Raw genomic sequence first — 20,946 nt, 5'->3', positions numbered from 1 at the left:
ATATCCGGCGCACGACCGGGCAGCATGCGCCAAAAAAGATACGCGCGATCGTGGATTAGGAGAACGGAAGCGCGCAGAGACAGCCGTCACACTGCGCTGGCTGTTGCGCTACGGGTGGATGTATTGCTGGTAGTCGGCGCGCTTCTGGCACATTTGATAGGAGTGTATTGATTGGTCGGTATCCTGCTTATTACGCATAACGGTCTGGGCGAAAGCCTGATCGATTGTGTACGTCACGTCATGGGTAGTGCGCCCGCGCATGTCAAAGCCTTGTCTGTTCTGGCACAGGACGATCCGGCACTCAAGGAAGAAGAGGCGCGTGCGCTGATCGCCGAACTCGATGATGGACAGGGAGTATTGCTGCTATCGGACGTTTACGGCGCCACACCTTGCAATATCGCGCGGCGGTTGTGCCAGCCAGGCCGCATCGAAGGCGTGGCAGGCGTGAACCTGCCGATGCTTTTGCGCGTGGCATGCAATTGCAACAAGTCGCTGGACGAGCAGGTGCAACGTGCCCTGGATGGCGGCAGGGAATGTATTGTTTCTATTGATTCGGAAGGCGGCAATGTTGCAACAAGATGCGCTAATTATTAACAAGCTGGGGCTGCATGCCCGGGCTTCCGCAAAACTCACCCAACTTGCTTCGCAATTTCCCTGCGAAGTATGGTTGACCCGCAATGGGCGCCGCGTGAATGCCAAAAGCATCATGGGCGTGATGATGTTGGCGGCGGCAAAAGGTTCGAGTATCAATATCGAAACAACGGGAGAAAAGGAGCAGGAAGCGATGACAGCACTCCTTGCGTTGATAAACGACTACTTCGGAGAAGGTGAATGAGCTTCACGCTGCACGGCCTTCCAGTCTCCGGCGGCATCGCCATCGGCCATGCGCATCTGGTGTCGCACACTTCGCTTGAAGTGGCGCACTACGTGTTGCCCAAACATCTGGTCGATGAAGAAGTCGCGCGCTTGGATGCTGCGCTGGAAGCCACACGCACGGAACTGACCGATTTGCGCAGCTACCGTCCGCAACAGGCGGCGGCCGAGTTCGATGCGTTTCTGGACATTCATCTGATGATCCTTGGCGACGAGCATATCAGTCAGGCAGCACGCCAGATGGTCTTGCGCGAACACTGCAATGCCGAGTGGGCGCTGAAAATGCAAATGGACGAATTGGTCACGCAGTTCGAAGCCTTCGAGGATACTTATCTGCGAGAGCGCAAGACCGATGTCGTGCAGGTGGTTGAGCGCGTATTGAAAGCGCTGAACGGGGAATCCGGGCATGTGCCGCCCACCACCAAGCACGATGTGGAAATGATCCTTGTCGCACATGACGTCAGCCCCGCCGATTTGATCCAGCTCAAGCCGCACCAGTTCTTCGGCATTCTCACCGATCTGGGCGGAGCGACCTCGCACACATCCATCGTGGCACGCAGCCTGAACACGCCGTGTGTGGTCGGCCTGCACCACGCGCGCGAACTGATCAAGGACCACGACATGCTCATCGTCGACGGCGAGCAGGGCGTGGTTATTGTCGATCCGGACAAGCATCTGCTGGCCGATTACAGATTGCGCAAGAGCCAATGGGAACTGGAACGGCAGAAGCTGAAGCGGCTGAAGACCGCGCATGCCGATACGCTGGATGGCACGCACATCGAACTGCACGCCAACATCGAGATGCCGAATGACCTGATGGAGGTGAAAGAGAACGGTGCCACCGGCATCGGCCTGTTCCGCAGCGAGTTCCTGTTCCTCAACCGCGACAATTTGCCTGACGAGGAAGAGCAATTCAACGCCTACCGTGAAGTGGTAGAGGGCATGGAAGGCCTGCCCGTTACCATTCGTACTTTCGATCTCGGCGCGGACAAGCAGATCAAGGGTGCGGTGCGCGTTGCCAGCAATCCGGCGCTCGGTTTGCGCGCCATCCGGTTATGCCTGGCCGAGCCGCAACTGTTTCGGGCGCAGTTACGGGCATTGTTGCGCGCTTCGGCTTACGGGAATTTGAAGATTCTGGTGCCGATGTTGTCGGGTGTCTCGGAGATCAATCAGACTCTGCAATTTATCGAAGGCGCAAAACAAAGTCTGGCGAATGAAGGCGTCGCCTATGATCCGAAAGTGCAGATTGGCGGCATGATCGAGATACCCGCCGCAGCGCTGGCACTCAATATTTTCATCAAGAAGCTGGATTTCCTCTCTATCGGTACCAATGACCTGATCCAGTACACGCTGGCGATCGACCGCACGGATGATGAAGTGGCGCATTTGTACGATCCATTGCATCCCGCAGTGCTGCAGTTACTGGCACACGTCATCGGTAGCGCGAACAAGGCGGGGGTACCGATCTCGGTATGCGGCGAAATGGCGGGTGAGCTGGCATACACACGATTGCTGCTTGGCTTGGGCTTGCGCCAATTCTCCATGCACCCGGCCCAATTGCTGGGCACCAAACAGCGCGTGCTCACTACCAGCCTGCCGGAGATGGCACCGCTCGTGCAGAAGATCATGCGTGCCGATGACCCGATGAAGATACGCGACCTGCTTGATCGGCTGAATTCCGCCTGATACCGAAAAGATTGATTACGGTTTCGCAGAGGCCCCTGTGCAGGGTACGGTCTCGGGGCTAGTTGTTTGCCGAATCCGCTAACAATGTTTCCACTGCCGCAATATTGGCGTGCGTCTCGGGGTGACGGCTACCGCTGTGGCGTGCATTCTCGGGCAAGACAATGATGTGCGTCTGCGCGCCGGATTCTCCGGTCAGGGTGTAACTCGGCACGTTTTCTTCATGCCCTCCCACCCGTACTTTCCATTCCCCGTCCTCAAAATCGAGGTTATGTTTGAGCAGGAACAGCAGCACAGCCTTCGCGTCGTCGCTGAAGAGCATGAGGTTGATGTCGGAATTTTCATCTGCCGTGCCGCTCAATACAGAACCAACAAGGTAGGGATTGAAATCGGCCAGCAAGTGCATGGCGGCGAGGGCCTCTTCACGCAGCTGATACAGGATGTCAGGGTGGCTGTCGTGCTGGTAGAGGAAACGATAGCTGTGCAGGGCGTCATCCACTTCCTGGTTGCTGGGCAAGTGTTGGGTATCGGATGCGCCCAGTTGACGGGCTGCCTTGCGCTTGGCCAGGGCATGATCGGTGATGCCGTCCTCGGCCATCAATTTGGCAGCCTGCTGTGCGAGTTGTTCGCGCATCAAGTCGCGGCGCTGAATACTGGGTTTGCTCATCGTCTATAGTTGTTAGAAGAGTTGACCGCTCGTCTCTGCTTTGCTTCCTTCCGGTACAGTCTCACCCTGTTCCGGCGGGACATTTTCTTCATAGAAGTACTCGATATGGGTGCCGTTGGGATCGCGCAGTCCGTTATCGTTGATGCGTGCGGTTACTATATGTTCCGGGACTGTGTATTCGACCTCGGGCACGCCCTTCAGCAGCTTGTCCATGTAACCCATCCAGATCGGTAGAGCGGCACCGCCGCCGGTCTCTTTTTCGCCCAGACTTTGCGGATTGTCATAGCCTATCCATGTAACGGCGACAAGAGTGGGATGGAAGCCGGCAAACCAGGCGTCCATCGAGTCGCTGGTGGTGCCGGTCTTGCCCGCAAGGTCTTGCCTGCCCAGTTCCATGGCACGTATGGCGGTGCCGTGTTTCACCACGTCCTGCATCATGTTGACCATGGTGAACGCGTTGCGCACATCGATGACCTGTTCAGCCCCTTCTCCGGCAACGACGGGAGCCGCCTGTCCAACAAGCTTGCCCTGGCCGTCTTCGATGCGCTGAATAAAATAGGGCATGATGCGGTAGCCGCCATTGGCAAAGACGGAATAGCCACCCATCAGTTGCAGGGGGGTGACAGAACCAGCTCCCAGCGCCATGGTCAGAAAAGGTTTGATCTTGTCCTTGTCGAAGCCGAATTTGGTGACGTAGTCTTGTGCATATTCGACTCCGATCGCCTGCAGAATGCGGATGGAAACCAGGTTTTTGGAGCGGACAAGACCTTGGCGCAGGCGCATCGGACCGTCGAATCCGCCTTCATAGTTTTTTGGCTGCCACAGCTCTTCACCCGTCTGCGAAAGGTCGATGACCAGCGGCGCATCGTTGATCACGGAAGCAGGCGTGAATCCCTTCTCCAAAGCGGCGGAATATATAAACGGTTTAAAACTGGAGCCGGGTTGTCGCCATGCCTGGGTGACATGGTTGAACTGGTTGCGATAGAAATCGAATCCGCCTACCAGTGCGAATATCGCTCCGTCGCGCGGATTCGCTGAAACGAAGGCGGACTCGACCTGTGGCAGTTGGGTGATCTCCCAGGAGTCCTTTTCGTTCTTGAAAACCCGGATCAGCGATCCGGCACGGATACGGTGGTTCAGCGCAAGTTTTTCACCCAGGGTTTGTTGTGCGAAACGAAGTCCATCTCCGTTGATTTCCACGACCTGCCCGCGCTTGCAGTGAGCCTTGATGCCTTTGGAACTGATGGAAAGAACCACAGCGGGGATCAAGTCATCGCTGTCTGGGACATCTTCCAGTGCGTCTTCAAGGAGTTCATCAGTACTGTTTTTCTTCAGATCAACATAGCCTTCCGGTCCGCGATAGCCGTGGCGATGGTCGTATTCCATCACGCCCTTGCGCAGCGATGCATAGGCGATAGCCTGGTCTTGCGCGCGAATGGTGGTGTAGACGCTGTAGCCCTGCGTGTACGCATCATCCTGATAGCGGTCGTACATCTCCTGCCTTACCATTTCAGCCACATAGCTGGCATTGACCGCGAACTCCTGTCTGCGGTTTGACTGTCTGGTTACGATCGGTTCTTTCTGGGCCAGGTCGAACTGTGCATTGTTGATATAGCCCAGGTCGTGCATGCGTCGCAGAACGTACATTTGGCGCAACCTTGCACGTTCCGGGTTTACCACGGGATTGAACGTGGCGGGCGCCTTGGGCAAGCCGGCCAGCATTGCCATTTCAGCCAGGGAGAGCTGGTTTAGCGATTTCGAGTAGTAGACTTGCGCGGCTGAAGCGAAGCCGTAGGAACGTTGTCCGAGATAAATGTGATTGATGTAAAGCTGCAGAATCTCGTCTTTGCTCAGATTGTGTTCGATCTTGAAGGAAAGCAGCATTTCATTGAATTTGCGCGAAAGCGTCTTTTCCTTGGAAAGAAAGAAATTTCGCGCGACTTGCATGGTGATCGTGCTGGCTCCTTGCCTGACTCCGCCTGAAGTGAAATTGGAATAGGCAGCACGGAGTACACCAATGTAATCCACTCCGCCGTGCTCATAGAAACGGTCATCTTCTGCCGCGAGAATGGCTTTTTTCATCAACTCGGGCACATCCTCGATCTTGACCAGTTCGCGGCGTTCTTCGCCGAATTCGCCGATCAGCGTTCCTTCCGCGCTAAAAACCCTCAGTGGCATCTTGGGTCGATAGTCGGTCAATGTTTCAAGAGAGGGCAATGTCGGGTAGGTGACTATTGATGCAAAGACAAGGAGCAAGATCGGTAGCAGCGGCAGGATGAGTACGGCCAAGGCAGGATAAAACCACCAACGAGAAGTCATGAGCGAGAGTTCGAGTTAACTATCAGGCGATTATATCTTTTTAGGCTCGGAAATCGAGTTCATAAAAAAAACTTTACACTTGCTGGAGTTATTGCTAGGATTTAAACCACTTTAGTACGGATGAGCGCTAACCAGTCTATGATCAAAGGAAATTTTGATATCCCATTAGACTTTCTGAGTACCTCCACACCACCCTTGATCGGGGTGGACATCAGTTCGTCCTCGGTCAAGATGGTGGAGCTGAGTCAGGCACCTAAAAAGAATGGGTATGTAGTAGAGCGTTATGCCATCGAGATGCTCCCGGTCGATGCAGTGAGCGACGGTAACATCAATAATCTGGATGCTGTTTCCGATACGGTTAAGCGAGCCTGGAAGCGTTTGGGCTCTCGTATCAAGAACGTCAGTCTTGCGTTGCCCGCGGCGGCAGTGATCAGCAAGAAAATATTGTTGCCTGCCGGTTTGCGTGAGGACGATCTGGAATATCAGGTTGAGAGCGAAGCGAACCAATACATCCCTTTTGCGCTGGAAGAAGTCAATCTGGACTTTCAAGTGATCGGTTCAGCGCCGAACAATCCCGATGAAGTTGAAGTGCTGTTGGCAGCATCACGCAAGGCGAACGTCGAAGACCGTGTTGCTGCAGCGCAGACGGCAGGTTTGAAAGCGATCGTAGTGGATGTGGAGCCGTATGCTGCAGAAGCGGCTTTCGAGATGATACGTTCCCAGTTGCCGGGCGGGGCGGCGGATCAATGCGTCGCGCTGGTTGACATCGGCGCCTACGTGATGAACGTGAATGTGTTGCGCAATGGTCAGTCGGTCTATATGCGCGATCAGCAGGTGGGCGGAGCACAACTCACCCAGCAGATTCAAAGCGTTTTTGGGTTATCTGCCGAAGAGGCGGAGTCTGCCAAGCGCAATGGCGGATTGCCGGAAAATTATGAAAGCGACGTGCTGTCGCCCTTCCGCGAAAATATCGCGATGGAAGTGTCGCGGGCGTTGCAGTTTTTCTTTACCTCGACGCAATATAACGAAGTGAACTATGTCGTATTGGCAGGCGGCTGTGCTGCGCTTCCGGGTTTGGATGAAGCGGTGGCGACACGTACACAGGTCAGTACGCTGGTGGCCAATCCGTTTGAATTGATGACGTTGTCCAGCCGGATCAAGCCCCGGCAGTTGCAGATGGACGCACCTGCATTGATGATCGCGTGCGGTTTGGCTATGCGGAGGTTCGATCCCTCATGATACGTGTAAACCTGTTACCGCACCGTGCGGAAAAGCGCAAAGCCCGTCAGATGCAGTTCATTGTGTTTAGCGTTATCTCGCTGATACTGGGTGCAGTACTGGTCGGTTTTGTCCATGTCGCTATCAGTACACAGATTTCCTATCAGGAACGGCGCAACACTTTCCTGAATCAAAATATTGCGATACTTGATAAGCAGATTGCCGAGATCAAAAAACTGCGCGAACAAACCCAGGCTTTGCTTGCGCGCAAAACGGTAGTAGAGAATCTGCAAAGTACCCGGTCGGATGTCGTTCATTTACTCGATCAGATGTTACGGATTTTGCCGGACGGGGTATATCTGAAAAGCCTCAAACAGACCGGATACAAAATCGCCATCGTCGGCTACGCCCAGTCGAGTGCGCGAGTTTCGACATTGATGCGCTCGATCGAAGATTCACCATGGCTGGATACGCCAATGTTGATTGAGGTTCATGCATCGACCGTTGGCGGAGCACGCTTGAGCGAGTTTTCCCTCAACTTTAACCTGACCAAGCAGGCGGCGCCGGCTACACCCGCACCTGTGAAGCCAGGCGCGAAAGGTTAAGGAAAATGAATTTTATTGAAGAACTGAAGAACATCGACCCCAAGACCCCGGGAAGCTGGCCGTGGCTCATCAAGATTGCTGCTTTTGCAGCGCTATTCATGGTGGTCGTGGCAGCAGGTGCGGTATTTGATTGGCAAGACGAATGGAATAATTTGAAGTCGGCACGCCAGGAAGAAGACAAACTGCGGGATACGTTTCTTGCGAAGAAGCGTGAAGCCATTAATCTCGACATCATCAAGAAACAATTGATCGATACGCAACAGTCTTTTGGTGCACTACTTAAACAATTGCCGAGTAAATCAGAGATGGACGCGTTGCTGACCGACATCAATCAGGCAGGTTTGGGACGCGGATTGCAGTTTGACTTGTTCAGGCCGGGGCAGGAAGCCGCGACCGGTGTGTTTACCGAACAGCCGATTACCCTCAAGGTAACGGGCAACTATGACGATCTGGGTAAATTTGCAAGTGATATTTCGCAGCTGCCGCGTATTGTGACGTTGAACGATATCAGCGTGGCTCCAGGAACGGGCGGAGTTTTGACCATGGATGCAACAGCGAAGACTTTCCGTTATCTGGATGAAGACGAACTGGCAGCGCAAAAGCATGCAGCCAAGGCTGCTGGAGCCAAAAAATGAGGTCTGCTCATTTAATATTTTTAGCATCACTATTGCTGGTTGGTTGCGGCGGCGAAGAATTCCAGGATCTGCGCGATTTCGTCAAGAACGCAGGTGCGGACATGCGTGGCAAAGTTGAACCCCCTCCCGATATCAAACCGTATGAGTCGTTTACATATGATAATGACTCTAATCTGCCGGACCCTTTCAAACCGCGTAAACCGGATGCAAGAAACGCCGGTCACGGTGGACAGAATCAACCTAATCTGAATCGTCCCAAAGAAGAATTGGAAGACTTTCCTCTGGAAAGCCTGAAGATGGTTGGCTTCCTGTCACAAAAAGGAGTAGGGCAAGCAGTGATTCGCTCTACCGAGGGCAAAATCTATCGCATCAAGGCTGGAAATTACATCGGTTTGAATTTCGGACAGGTCACTTCGGTGACGGAAACGGAAGTCAAAATCAAGGAAATGGTTCAAGACAGCGTTGGCGACTGGTCCGAACGTGAAAGTAGCCTACAGTTGGTTGAGTGAATAGGAGTGAAGACGATGAAACAATTCAGTAATCCGGTTCTGGGCGTCATCCGAATAGTGACAGTCGCTCTGCTTTTCGGTGTGCCCGTTGCTCAGGCGCAAGAACCAGCGAATACAGATGGATTGAATAGCATCCAGACTATCAGTGCGACCAACGAATTGGGCGGCAAGGTGGTGATCACAGTGGGTCTGAAAAATGCACCAACCGGCCAACCTACTACGTTTGCTATCAACACCCCGCCACGTATTGCCTTCGATTTTCCCAATACGGAGAACGGGCTGGGTAAATCGACCCAGGAATTCGGTGAAGGTGATCTGCGGAGCGCTAATATCGTCCAGGCCGGTAACCGCACACGCCTGGTTGTGAATTTGTCCCAAATGTTAAGTTATGAATCGCGTGTGGATGGAAACAATCTTCTGATAACTCTGCAACGCAGGGGAGTTGCAGGGGGCGATGCAGTTACGTCGCACTTTGCTGAAGTGAAGCCTGGAGCGCAACAACACAGTTTGCGTGACATAGATTTTCGCCGTGGCAAAAATGGTGAAGGTAAGCTGCAGATCGACCTTTCGGATATGGATGTCGGCATCGATATAAAGCAACAAGGCCGTTTGCTGCTGGTGGATTTTCAGGGTACGAGTCTGCCAAGCAATTTGCTGCGCAAGCTGGATGTAACTGACTTCGGAACACCGGTCCAAACGATAGATACGTTTACCCAAGGCGAGAACGTGCGTTTGGCAATAGAACCCAAGGGTCAGTGGGAATACTCGGCCTATCAGACCGATAACAAGTTTTTCATTGAAGTCAAAGCGGTTGCGGAAGACCCGAATAAATTGGTCAAGGGGAACCAAACCGGCTATGCGGGCGAAAAGCTTACACTGAATTTCCAGAATATCTCAACGCGCGAAGCGTTGAGCGTAATTGCCGATTTTACCGGCTTGAACATGGTTATCAGCGACACTGTTTCAGGCAATCTGACGTTACGCCTGAAAGATGTTCCCTGGGATCAGGCACTGGACATCATATTGCAGAGCAAAGGATTGGACATGCGCAAGAACGGCAATGTAATCCAGGTAGCGCCCCGCGAAGAAATCGCCGCCAAAGAAAAGATTGATCTTACGGCCCGTCAGGAAATCGGTGAACTTGAAGTGACACGAACTGAAAGTTTCCAGCTTAGCTATGCCAAAGCCGCCGATATGGTGATACTGCTAAAGAACAAGGATTCAGGCTTGCTTTCGAAACGCGGCTCGGCAGTTTCGGATTTGCGCACGAATACGCTATTTGTACAGGACGTTCCATCTCGTCTGGAAGAGGTGCGCAATCTGATCAAGCAACTCGATGTTTCTGTGCGCCAAGTGATGATTGAAGCGCGTTTCGTTGCAGCTGGCGATTCCGTTAACCGAACCTTGGGCGGGCGCTTAAGCTATGCAGGTCCGGGATCGACAGTTCCCCCGGGATTCGCAGGACCAGCGGGAAACAGGGCGGCGCTTGCTACCGTAAACAATATGCCTGGCGCGGGCTCCGGCATGGGCGGCATGACACTCAGCTTGTTCAACGCATCTGCCACCAAGGTGCTGACGTTGGAATTGACAGCCTCTGAGCTTGATGGATATACCAAAAATATCGCCAGTCCGCGTGTGCTGACGTCAGACAAGACCGCAGCGACCATTGAGTCCGGAGTCCAAATTCCGTATCAATTGGCAACCGGCTTTGGTGCAACCAGCATCGCATTCGCGAATGCAGTGTTGGGCCTGACAGTGACTCCGCAGATTACTCCCGATGATCGCATAGCGATGAAGGTGGTCGTGCACAACGATACGGTGGGCAGCATCTATTCCGGCGTGCCCAGTATCAATACCAATAAAGTGGAAACCCAGGCGGTGGTGGATAATGGGGGTACGGTGGTCATCGGCGGAATATACACTCAAGACGACACAGATTCGAAACAACAGATTCCGTTTTTGGGGGATATACCGGTGTTGGGATGGCTCTTTAAGAACGACAACTTGATAAAAACCAAAAAGGAATTGTTGGTGTTTATCACGCCAAAAATTGTGAAAGATACCTTGGGTATAAATTAAAGGTGGTTTTGTTTGTTGAAAAGCCCGGCGATGCCGGGCTTTTTCTTTTTGGCCAAAGCTGGGACCGCCAAGTTTCCGATACAATCACGCAATGGGCAACACGATACAAAACAAGCGATTGTCGGGAAATATCATTCTGGTGGGAATGATGGGCTCCGGCAAAACCACCGTGGGCAAGCTGCTTGCCAAACAGCTTGGCAAGACATTCATCGACAGCGACGAAGAGATACAGCGGCGCACCGGTGTCACTATTCCACACATCTTTGATGTCGAAGGAGAAACGGGGTTTCGTATACGTGAAGGTTGTGTAATTCAGGAATTGCTCAAACTGGACAACATCGTGCTGGCGACCGGAGGAGGGGCGATACTCAGCGCGAACAATCGTCCAATGATGAAACGGAACGGTGTTGTGGTGTACTTGAAGAGCAGTGTTCATGATCTGTGGCAACGTACCCGTCACGATCACAATCGCCCATTATTGCAGACAGGCAATCCACGCGCCAAGTTGCAAGAGCTGCACGATCTGCGCGATCCGCTCTATATGGAAACTGCCGATGTGATCATCCATACCGGCAAGCAAAGCGTGCAGATATTGCTGGAGAGGCTCCAGCATAAATTGGAAGACTTCAGTCAAATGACAGGAAATGAAACGGCGATGGAAACCTTGCACGTAGGGCTGGCGGAACGCAGCTATCCCATCCATATCGGAAGCGGACTGCTGAATAACGTTGAAATACTGCTGCCCCATATTCCGCATAAGCGTGCAGTTATCGTAAGCAACACTACTGTTGCGCCACTGTATCTGCATGGCCTGAGCGAAAAATTGGGCTCGAACGGCGTGCAAGTGCAATCCATCATCCTGCCGGACGGGGAACAATATAAAAACGGCGATTCCCTGAATATTATCTATGACGCACTGCTCTCGGCGCGCAGTGAGCGCAGTACACCTCTCATCGCTTTGGGCGGCGGAGTCATCGGCGACATCACCGGTTATGCTGCAGCAACCTATTTGCGCGGCGTTCCGTTCATTCAGATACCCACCACATTGCTGTCGCAAGTGGATTCCTCGGTTGGCGGGAAAACCGGCATCAATCATCCACTGGGCAAGAACATGATCGGAGCGTTCTACCAGCCTGGCATGGTACTGGCGGACACAACAACACTCAATACCTTGCCGGACAAAGAACTGCGCGCCGGAATCGCCGAAGTCATCAAGTATGGGTTGATACGCGATCTGCCATTCCTGGAATGGCTTGAAGCCAACATGGAGAAACTGCTGGCGAGAGATACAGGCGCGTTGCAGTATGCCATTGAACGCAGTTGCCGTAACAAGGCTGAAGTAGTCGGCGCAGACGAACGCGAAAGCGGCGAGCGAGCGCTACTTAACCTTGGGCATACCTTTGGCCACGCCATCGAAAACGGCATGGGCTATGGCGTGTGGTTGCACGGAGAAGGTGTGGCAGCGGGAACGGTCATGGCAGCAGATTTGTCGCAGCGTCTTGAATGGTTGCATTCTGAGGACGTGCTGCGCGTACGCAGACTGTTTGAACGCGCTGGGTTGCCCGTAGTCGGCCCAAGGCTGGGTGCCGAGAAATATCTGCAACTGATGGGATTGGATAAAAAAGTGGAGGACGGCAAGATACGCTTCATCTTGCTGAAGACGCTGGGAAACGCCGTGATCACGAGCGACGTACCGCAGCCGCTATTAGAGCAAACACTGGAGGCTTGCAGTGCCTGATCTTCAACTCGCTCCTTATGCGGTCAGCATCAGCGCGCATGGCAGAAAGTATGCCGAGCCAGCGCCGCAGGGGCGTAGCGAATTTCAGCGTGATCGCGACCGCATCATCCATTCCGGAGCGTTCCGCCGGCTCGAATACAAGACGCAAGTCTTTGTGAATCACGAAGGCGACCTGTTTCGCACCCGTCTTACCCATAGTATCGAAGTCGCGCAGATCGCCCGCTCCATAGCGCGGCGATTGAGGCTGAATGAAGACCTGGTTGAAGCAGTGTCGCTGGCTCATGACCTTGGGCACACGCCATTCGGTCACGCCGGCCAAGACGCGCTGAATGCCTGCATGAAAGATCATGGCGGCTTCGAGCACAACCTGCAATCCTTGCGCGTGGTGGATGTGCTGGAAGAACGCTACGCGGCCTTTGACGGCCTGAACTTGTGCTTCGAGACGCGCGAAGGCATCCTCAAACACTGTTCCCCGGAGCACGCCACACAACTGGGCGAAGTGGGCGAACGCTTCCTCAAAAACCTCCGGCCCTCGCTGGAAGCTCAGATCGCCAATCTGGCCGACGAGATTGCCTATAACAACCACGATGTCGATGACGGCCTGCGGTCCGGTTTGGTCACGCTCGAACAGCTGTCTTCGGTGCGGCTCTTTGCGCGGCATCTGGAAGAAGTGCGTGCAAGCTATCCGGATCTCGCCGAGCGCCGTGTGGTGCATGAAACGGTACGCCGCATGATCAACACATTGGTTACCGACCTCATCGCACAGACAGAACAAAACATCCGGAAGTATGCACCGCAGAATGTGGAAGATGTGCGTGCTGCCCCGCCGATCGTGGCTTTTAGCGCAGAAATGCACGAACTCAACCGCGAGTTGAAAGCCTTCTTGCGCACCCATTTATACCGACACTACAAGGTCATGCGCATGACAGCCAAGGCACGCCGCATCATAGGTGACCTGTTCAATGTGTTTTATGAAGATCCGCGACTATTGCCGCACCAATTCAACCCGGCGGCCGAATCCGAGCGCTCCCGTGCCGTGGCGGACTACATTGCCGGAATGACCGATCGTTACGCCATCCGCGAGCATCGGCGTATTTTTGCCATAGAAGAGATCTGATCAGCCGGTTGCCCTCCACCCCCGGTTTAAGGTAGCATTCCCGCCCTTTCGCATAAAAAATTGGAAGGCGGCACGTGCCGCCATTTTGTTGGATGATCGAGGTGAGGAGCAAGGTGAACAATTCGTCGTTGCCAGCGCAACAGGGTCTATACGATCCGCGCAATGAACATGATGCATGTGGTGTCGGTTTCGTCGCACATATCAAAGGTCTCGCAAGTCACGACCGCGTCAGCCAAGGGTTGCAAATTCTGGAGAACCTGACGCACCGCGGTGCGGTCGGTGCCGATCCGCTTGCGGGTGATGGTGCAGGTATCCTGATTCAGGTTCCGGATGCTTTCCTGCGCAAGGTACTGACCAGGGACAAAGTCGCGCTGCCGCCTGCAGGGGACTACGGCGTCGGCATGTTGTTCCTGCCGCGCGAGGCAAAGGCACGCGCCGCCTGTGAAAAAATCATTGCCGACAAGATCAAGGCTGAAGGCCAGATCCTGCTGGGCTGGCGCGATGTGCCGGTGGACAACAGCGGTCTGGGCGCAAGCGTAAAAGCGGTCGAACCTGTAGTGCGCCAAGTGTTCATTGCGCGTGGCAAGAAGACAGCAGATCAAGATGCATTTGAGCGCAAACTGTTTGTCATCCGCAAGACTGCCGAACACGCGATCAGCGCGCTGCCCAAAGGACAGGGCAAGGGTTTCTACATCCCTTCCATGTCTTCGCGGACCATCGTCTACAAGGGCATGCTGCTCGCCGATCAGGTTGGCAAATACTTCCTTGACCTGCAGGACAAAGATCTGGTCAGCGCTTTTTCGCTGGTGCACCAGCGCTTCTCCACCAACACCTTCCCCACCTGGAATCTAGCCCATCCGTTCCGCATGATCGCGCACAACGGCGAGATCAACACCCTGCGCGGCAACGTCAACTGGATGGCGGCACGCCATGCGGCGATGTCATCCAAGTTCCTGGGCAAGGACCTCGACAAACTGTGGCCGCTGATCGTCGAGAACCAATCCGACTCGGCCTGCTTCGACAATGCGCTGGAGTTGCTGGTGGCGGGCGGGTATTCATTGCCGCACGCGATGATGCTGCTGATTCCCGAAGCCTGGGCTGGCAATCCGTTGATGGACGAAGAACGCCGTGCGTTCTACGAATATCACGCCGCATTGATGGAGCCGTGGGACGGCCCCGCCGCCGTGGCCTTCACCGATGGCCGCATGATAGGCGCGACATTGGACCGTAACGGCCTGCGCCCCGCGCGTTACCTCATTACCGACGACGACGTGGTGCTGATGGCTTCCGAGATGGGCGTGCTGCCGATCCCGCAGAGCAAGATCATCAAGAAATGGCGCCTGCAGCCCGGCAAGATGTTCCTCATCGATATGGAAGCCGGACGCATCGTCGACGACGCCGAACTGAAACATCAGCTCTCCACGGCCAAGCCATACCGCAAGTGGATTGAGCAATCGCGTTACATACTCGACGATCTGCCCAAGGTTGACGAAAAATACGAATCTCAAGTCAGCATGCTGGATGCGCAACAGGCATTCGGTTATACGCAGGAAGACCTCAAGTTCATCATGTTGCCGATGGCGACCGCGGGCGAAGAAGCCACCGGTTCAATGGGTAGCGACGCCGCACTGCCAGTGCTGTCGAACAGAAACAAGGTGCTGTACAACTACTTCAAGCAGCTGTTTGCGCAGGTGACCAATCCGCCGATCGACCCGATCCGCGAAGAGATTGTGATGTCGCTCACTTCCTTCATCGGCTCCAAGCCCAACCTGCTCGGCGTCGACGAAACGAAGCCGGCACCGCGCCTGGAAGTGCACCAGCCGGTGTTGTCGCAAGAGGATGCGGCCAAATTGCACAGCATCGATAAGCTCACCAAAGGCAAATACAAATCCAAAGTGCTGGACCTTACCTATCCGGTGAAGAACGGCGCAGCGGGCTGCGAAGTCGCCATCAAGGCCTTGTGCAAAGAAGCCGACAAGGCTGTGGCTGCCGGTTTGAATGTGTTGATTCTTTCCGACCGGGCCCTGGATGAAAAGCGCGTGGCAATTCCTGCCCTGCTGGCAACCGCTGCAGTGCACCATCATTTGGTGAAAGCAGGATCACGCACCAGCACAGGCCTGGTCGTCGAGACCGGCTCTGCACGCGAAGTGCACCACTTTGCTTTGCTTGCAGGATACGGCGCGGAAGCAGTTTATCCGTGGCTGGCATATGACAGCCTCGCGTCACTGGAACTGCCCGCGGGCTTGTCGGTGAAGGATGCGCAGAAGCGTTTCGTCAAGGCGATCAACAAGGGCCTGCTCAAGGTAATGTCCAAGATGGGCATTTCCACCTATCAGTCCTATTGCGGCTCGCAAATTTTTGAAGCGATCGGCCTCAACAGCGATTTCATCGGCAAATATTTCCCCGGAACGGCGACACAGATACAAGGTATTGGCCTCAAGGAAGTGGCGGAAGAAGCAGTGCGCATACATCTGTCGGCGTTCGGCAACGATCCTGTGCTGGTAAACATGCTGGACGCAGGCGGCGAATATGCCTGGCGCACACGCGGTGAAGAACACACCTGGACGCCGGAATCCATCGCCAAGTTGCAGCATGCGACACGTTCCAACAACGCGGCGACCTACAAGGAATATGCCAAGCTCATCAACGACCAGACGCAGCGCCAGATGACGTTGCGCGGTTTGTTCGAGATCAAGCCGCTGGGCAAGGCAGTACCGCTGGAAGAAGTCGAGTCGGCCAAGGAAATCGTCAAACGTTTTGCGACCGGCGCGATGTCGCTCGGTTCCATCTCTACAGAAGCGCATACCACGCTGGCCATCGCGATGAACCGTATCGGCGGCAAGTCGAACACCGGCGAAGGCGGAGAAGACGCGAACCGTTTCAAGGTACTGCACGGCGGTGAAAAGCTGTCCGACATTATCGGCAAGCATCGCATCGAAGCCGATCACACCATGAAGGCGGGGGACTCGCTGCGTTCGCGCATCAAGCAGGTCGCATCGGGTCGTTTCGGCGTTACCGCCGAATACCTGGCCAGTGCCGACCAGATCCAGATCAAGATGGCGCAGGGTGCGAAACCCGGCGAAGGCGGCCAGTTGCCCGGCAGCAAGGTGTCGGAATATATCGGCAAGCTGCGCCACTCGGTGCCCGGTGTCGGCCTGATTTCGCCGCCGCCGCACCACGACATCTACTCAATTGAAGATCTGGCGCAGCTCATTCACGACCTGAAAAACTCCAATCCCTCCGCTTCCGTTTCAGTGAAGCTGGTATCTGAAGTCGGCGTGGGCACCGTGGCTGCAGGCGTGTCCAAAGCCAAGGCAGACCACATCGTGATCGCCGGCTTTGACGGCGGTACCGGCGCTTCACCGTTATCATCGGTGAAACACGCGGGTACGCCGTGGGAACTCGGTTTGGCCGAAGCGCAACAGACGCTGGTGCTGAACCAGTTGCGCGGCCGTATCGGTTTGCAAGTGGACGGCCAGCTGAAGACCGGTCGCGATGTGCTGATCGGTGCGCTGCTTGGCGCGGACGAGTTCGGTTTTGCTACCGCACCGCTGGTGGTCGAGGGTTGCATCATGATGCGCAAGTGTCACCTCAACACCTGTCCGGTCGGCGTGGCCACGCAGGACCCGGCACTGCGCAAGAAATTTACCGGCCAGCCGGAACATGTGGTGAACTATTTCTTCTTCGTCGCCGAAGAAGTGCGCGAACTGATGGCGCAGATGGGCATACGCAAGTTCGACGATCTGATCGGACGCAGCGACCTGCTCGACATGCGCAAAGGCATCACGCATTGGAAAGCCAAGGGACTGGATTTCTCCAAGGTTTTCCATCAGCCCGACATGCCTGTCAGGGTGGCGCGCTTCCATTCCGAGGAACAGGATCACGGTTTGGAGCATGCATTGGACAACGATCTGATCGCACAATCCAAGGAAGCTCTGGACGCAAAACGCGTCGTGAGCATCGAAACCACGATACGCAACGTCAATCGCACCGTCGGTACCATGTTGTCGTATGAAGTAGCGAAACGCCATGGCAACGCGGGCCTGCCGGATGACACGATCCGCGTGAAATTGGTGGGTACGGCAGGTCAAAGTTTCGGTGCGTTCCTCGCGCACGGCATTACTTTCCAATTGGAAGGCGAAGGCAACGACTACGTGGGCAAAGGCATGTGCGGCGGGCGCATCATCGTCAAACCGGCCGACGACAGCAAGCTGGTGGCGGAAGACAATATCATCGTCGGCAACACCGTGCTCTACGGCGCAACGGCCGGTGAAGTCTTCTTCCGCGGCGTGGCTGGCGAACGCTTTGCGGTGCGCAATTCCGGCGCGACCGCCGTGGTGGAGGGTTTGGGCGATCACGGTTGCGAATACATGACCGGCGGTATGGTGGTAGTGCTGGGTCAGACCGGTCGCAATTTTGCGGCGGGCATGTCCGGCGGCGTAGCTTATGTACTGGACGAAGACGGCACCTTCCCGCAACGCTGCAACATGTCCATGGTGCAACTGGAAGCGATTCCCGAAGAAGTGGCTGCCAGCGAAACCGGCGAAGTGGAAGCGCATGGCCGTGTGCATTTCAATCACCTGAACAAGGCCGACGAAGCGGTATTGCGCGGCAAAATCGAAAAGCACTTGCATCTCACCGGCAGTACCCGTGCAAAACAGATACTGGATAACTGGAAAACCTATCTACCAAAATTCGTGAAGGTTATGCCGACCGAATATCGTCGTGCGTTGCTTGAAATTGCGGCGCAGCAAAAGGAGGCCGCATAATGGGCAAGCCAACCGGGTTCATGGAATTTCAGCGCGTCAGCGAAGGTTACGCGCCGGTTGAACAAAGAGTAAAAACCTATCACGAGTTTGTCGCACATCTCACCGATGCCGAAGCCAAGCAGCAGGGCGCGCGCTGCATGGATTGCGGCATCCCGTTCTGCAACAACGGTTGTCCGGTCAACAATATCATCCCCGACTGGAACGACCTGGTGTACCGCGGCAACTGGAGGGAAGCGCTGGAGGTCTTGCACTCCACCAACAACTTTCCCGAAGTGACAGGCCGCATCTGCCCCGCCCCGTGCGAAGCGGCGTGCACGCTAAACATCAACAATGACGCGGTCGGCATCAAATCCATCGAGCACGCCATCATCGACAAGGGTGGCGAAAATGGCTGGGTCGTGCCGCAACCGGCGAAGAAAAAAACCGGCAAGAAAGTTGCCGTGGTCGGTTCCGGCCCCGCGGGACTGGCGGCCGCGCAGCAACTGGCACGTGCAGGCCATGCAGTCACCGTGTTCGAAAAGAACAGCCGCATCGGCGGCCTGCTGCGTTATGGCATCCCCGACTTCAAGCTGGACAAGCGCCTGATCGATTGGCGCATGGCACAACTGGCCGCCGAAGGCGTGAAGTTCCAGACCAATACGTTTATCGGCACGGACGCACCGGGCAAAGGCATTGCCAACGACGCAACGAAAACGATCAGCCCGAAACAACTGCAGAAGGAATTCGACGCAGTGATCCTGGCCGGGGGCTCGGAGCAACCGCGCGATCTGCCGGTTCCGGGGCGTGGATTGCAGGGCGTGCACTACGCGATGGAAATCCTCGTTCCGCAAAACAAGGAATATGCGGGCGGACCCAAAAATAACATCAGTGCATCCGGCAAACACGTTGTCGTGATCGGCGGCGGCGATACCGGTTCCGACTGTGTCGGCACCTCCAACCGTCACGGCGCTGCATCGGTCACACAGATCGAAGTGATGCCGCGCGCGCCGGATCAGGAAAACAAGCCGATGACTTGGCCGAACTGGCCGCTCAAGCTGCGCTCGTCCAGCTCGCATGAAGAAGGCTGCGAGCGTGACTGGGCGATCTCGACCAAGGAATTCATCGGCGAGAACGGTGTGCTCAAGGCGATCAAGGCGGTGCGCGTCGAGTTCAAAGACGGCAAGATGCTCGAGGTTCCCGGCAGCGAATTCGAGCTCAAGGCCGACCTCGTGTTGCTGGCGATGGGCTTCACCAATCCGTTGGCGCAGGTGCTGGATGCATTCGGCGTGGAAAAGGACGCACGGGGCAATGCGAAAGCGTCGACCGACGGTGCAGGCTGCTACCAGACCAACGTGAAAAAAGTATTTGCGGCGGGTGACATGCGCCGCGGCCAATCGCTGGTGGTGTGGGCCATCCGCGAAGGTCGTCAGGCGGCGCGTGCAGTGGATGAGTTCCTGATGGGCAGTAGCGTTTTGCCCCGATAAGAAAAGATAAAAAATGAACTTCAAAGTAAAGAACGACACTTTCCTGCGCGCCCTGTTGCGCCAGCCGACCGACTACACCCCGTTGTGGATGATGCGTCAGGCCGGGCGTTACCTGCCGGAGTATTGCGCCACGCGCAAACGCGCGGGCAGTTTCCTCAATCTGTGCAAGAGCCCGGACCTGGCCACGGAAGTGACTTTGCAGCCGCTGGAGCGTTTTCCGCTGGATGCAGCCATCCTGTTTTCAGACATCCTCACCGTACCGGACGCAATGGGTCTGGGTCTGTATTTCTCCGAAGGCGAAGGCCCCAAGTTCGAGCGCCCATTGAATACCGAGGCCGCGATCAAGGCACTGCGCGTGCCGGACATCGGAACCGATTTGAAGTATGTGACCGACGCCGTGTCGCAGATCCGCAAGGCGCTGGATGGAAGCGTGCCGCTGATCGGTTTTACCGGCAGCCCGTGGACGCTTGCCTGCTACATGGTAGAAGGCGCCAGCAGCAGCGAATACACCAAGGTGAAGACCCTGATGTACAAGGAGCCGAAGCTCATGCACCACATCCTCAGCGTGACTGCGGATGCCGTGACCGCATATCTGAATGCGCAGATCGAAGCGGGCGCGCAAGCCGTGATGATCTTCGATTCCTGGGGCGGTGCGTTGTCGCACGCGGCTTATCACCAATTCTCGCTGCCTTATATGCAGCGCATCGTGCAGGGGCTGAAGCGCGAGCATGACGGCGTGAAGGTTCCCAGCATCGTGTTCACCAAGGGCGGCGGCCTGTGGATTGAGAGCATCGCCGACATCGGTTGCGATGCGGTCGGACTGGACTGGACCATGGACATCGGCATCGCGCGGCAGAAGGTTGGCCACAAGGTCGCCCTGCAGGGCAACCTCGATCCCAACGTCCTGTTTGCGACGCCGGAAGTGATACGTGACGAAGTGGAAAAAATCCTGACCAGCTACGGATACGGCGGCGGTCATGTGTTCAACCTGGGGCACGGGATTTCGCAATACACCAACCCGGAGAATGCCGCCGCGCTGGTGCAGGCAGTACATGAGCTAAGCAAAAAATATCATTAAGAATCAAGCCCAGTCTTTAAACCTTATAAACAGCTTGATTTATATCTGAAGGCCACGGATCTATTTTTCCGTGGCTTTTTTGTTTGCTATATAAGTAATTGTTTATTAAAAGGCTATATCCCTGGATAGATTTTGGGCGACAGAAAAAAACCGTATATACAATTAGGAGTTAGCCTGTTTATCGGGTAGTTGC

General features: G+C 55.2%; 15 protein-coding genes and 1 pseudogene. 14 read left to right on the top strand and 2 right to left on the bottom strand.

What is annotated here, in order from left to right:
* Nucleotides 1–171 precede the first annotated feature (171 nt).
* The 3 genes from QOY30_RS17105 to ptsP are packed head-to-tail and all read left to right on the top strand — an operon-like array spanning nucleotide 172 to nucleotide 2,559.
* A complete protein-coding gene (locus tag QOY30_RS17105) occupies nucleotides 172–594 on the top strand; it encodes a PTS sugar transporter subunit IIA (RefSeq protein ID WP_283745827.1) in 423 nt (140 codons plus the stop codon).
* Complete coding sequence (locus QOY30_RS17100; RefSeq protein WP_283745826.1) at nucleotides 566–835, top strand: HPr family phosphocarrier protein; 270 nt, start codon at nucleotides 566–568, stop codon at nucleotides 833–835. Before QOY30_RS17105 ends, QOY30_RS17100 begins: the two co-directional genes overlap by 29 nt.
* Nucleotides 832–2,559 carry a phosphoenolpyruvate--protein phosphotransferase gene (gene ptsP, locus QOY30_RS17095; protein WP_283745825.1) on the top strand — a complete coding sequence of 576 codons (1,728 nt, stop codon included), beginning with the start codon at nucleotides 832–834 and terminating at the stop codon, nucleotides 2,557–2,559. Before QOY30_RS17100 ends, ptsP begins: the two co-directional genes overlap by 4 nt.
* Before the next feature lie 58 nt (nucleotides 2,560–2,617).
* On the opposite strand, the gene QOY30_RS17090 is transcribed toward ptsP, so the two are convergent.
* Together QOY30_RS17090 and QOY30_RS17085 are read right to left on the bottom strand one after the other, a co-directional pair.
* Nucleotides 2,618–3,223 carry a nucleotidyltransferase domain-containing protein gene (locus QOY30_RS17090; RefSeq protein WP_283745824.1) on the bottom strand — a complete coding sequence of 202 codons (606 nt, stop codon included), beginning with the start codon at nucleotides 3,221–3,223 and terminating at the stop codon, nucleotides 2,618–2,620.
* Between the two features lie 12 nt (nucleotides 3,224–3,235).
* Nucleotides 3,236–5,542 carry a penicillin-binding protein 1A gene (locus QOY30_RS17085; RefSeq protein ID WP_283745823.1) on the bottom strand — a complete coding sequence of 769 codons (2,307 nt, stop codon included), beginning with the start codon at nucleotides 5,540–5,542 and terminating at the stop codon, nucleotides 3,236–3,238.
* Between the two features lie 138 nt (nucleotides 5,543–5,680).
* Between QOY30_RS17085 and QOY30_RS17080 the strand changes: the two genes are divergently transcribed.
* The 11 genes and pseudogenes from QOY30_RS17080 (at nucleotide 5,681) to hemE (ending at nucleotide 20,753) form a co-directional block, all read left to right on the top strand.
* On the top strand, nucleotides 5,681–6,781 hold the full coding sequence (locus QOY30_RS17080; RefSeq protein WP_283745822.1) for a pilus assembly protein PilM: 1,101 nt from the start codon (nucleotides 5,681–5,683) through the stop codon (nucleotides 6,779–6,781).
* Nucleotides 6,778–7,365, top strand: coding sequence for a PilN domain-containing protein (locus QOY30_RS17075; RefSeq protein WP_283745821.1), 588 nt, complete (start codon nucleotides 6,778–6,780; stop codon nucleotides 7,363–7,365). Before QOY30_RS17080 ends, QOY30_RS17075 begins: the two co-directional genes overlap by 4 nt.
* A 5-nt stretch (nucleotides 7,366–7,370) precedes the next feature.
* Nucleotides 7,371–8,000, top strand: a complete 630-nt coding sequence (locus QOY30_RS17070; RefSeq protein WP_283745820.1) for a type IV pilus inner membrane component PilO — start codon at nucleotides 7,371–7,373, stop codon at nucleotides 7,998–8,000.
* Nucleotides 7,997–8,509, top strand: coding sequence for a pilus assembly protein PilP (locus QOY30_RS17065; protein WP_283745819.1), 513 nt, complete (start codon nucleotides 7,997–7,999; stop codon nucleotides 8,507–8,509). Before QOY30_RS17070 ends, QOY30_RS17065 begins: the two co-directional genes overlap by 4 nt.
* Nucleotides 8,510–8,668: 159 nt before the next feature.
* The gene (locus QOY30_RS17060) at nucleotides 8,669–10,588 is read left to right on the top strand and encodes a type IV pilus secretin PilQ (RefSeq protein ID WP_283745818.1); all 1,920 of its coding nucleotides are present in this window, start codon (nucleotides 8,669–8,671) and stop codon (nucleotides 10,586–10,588) included.
* Between the two features lie 91 nt (nucleotides 10,589–10,679).
* Nucleotides 10,680–11,183 (top strand): annotated as a pseudogene (locus QOY30_RS17055) (shikimate kinase); the annotation flags it as partial.
* A gap of 60 nt (nucleotides 11,184–11,243) precedes the next feature.
* Entirely contained in the window at nucleotides 11,244–12,326 is a 1,083-nt protein-coding gene (gene aroB / locus QOY30_RS17050; RefSeq protein WP_283746084.1) for a 3-dehydroquinate synthase, read from the top strand.
* Entirely contained in the window at nucleotides 12,319–13,443 is a 1,125-nt protein-coding gene (locus QOY30_RS17045; protein ID WP_283745817.1) for a deoxyguanosinetriphosphate triphosphohydrolase, read from the top strand. The genes aroB and QOY30_RS17045 overlap by 8 nt, the downstream gene beginning before the upstream one ends.
* Before the next feature lie 92 nt (nucleotides 13,444–13,535).
* Nucleotides 13,536–18,212: a glutamate synthase-related protein gene (locus tag QOY30_RS17040; protein ID WP_283746083.1), complete on the top strand. Its 4,677-nt coding sequence runs from the start codon at nucleotides 13,536–13,538 to the stop codon at nucleotides 18,210–18,212.
* Nucleotides 18,212–19,675, top strand: coding sequence for a glutamate synthase subunit beta (locus QOY30_RS17035; RefSeq protein ID WP_283745816.1), 1,464 nt, complete (start codon nucleotides 18,212–18,214; stop codon nucleotides 19,673–19,675). The genes QOY30_RS17040 and QOY30_RS17035 overlap by 1 nt, the downstream gene beginning before the upstream one ends.
* 13 nt (nucleotides 19,676–19,688) lie before the next feature.
* Nucleotides 19,689–20,753 carry a uroporphyrinogen decarboxylase gene (gene hemE / locus QOY30_RS17030; protein WP_283745815.1) on the top strand — a complete coding sequence of 355 codons (1,065 nt, stop codon included), beginning with the start codon at nucleotides 19,689–19,691 and terminating at the stop codon, nucleotides 20,751–20,753.
* Nucleotides 20,754–20,946 lie beyond the last annotated feature (193 nt).

This window comes from Sideroxydans sp. CL21, assembly GCF_902459525.1.
Classification (GTDB): Bacteria; Pseudomonadota; Gammaproteobacteria; order Burkholderiales; family Gallionellaceae; genus Sideroxyarcus.
Note: the sequence above shows the minus strand (reverse complement) of the source record. Positions and strands in the feature narration are given on the sequence as shown.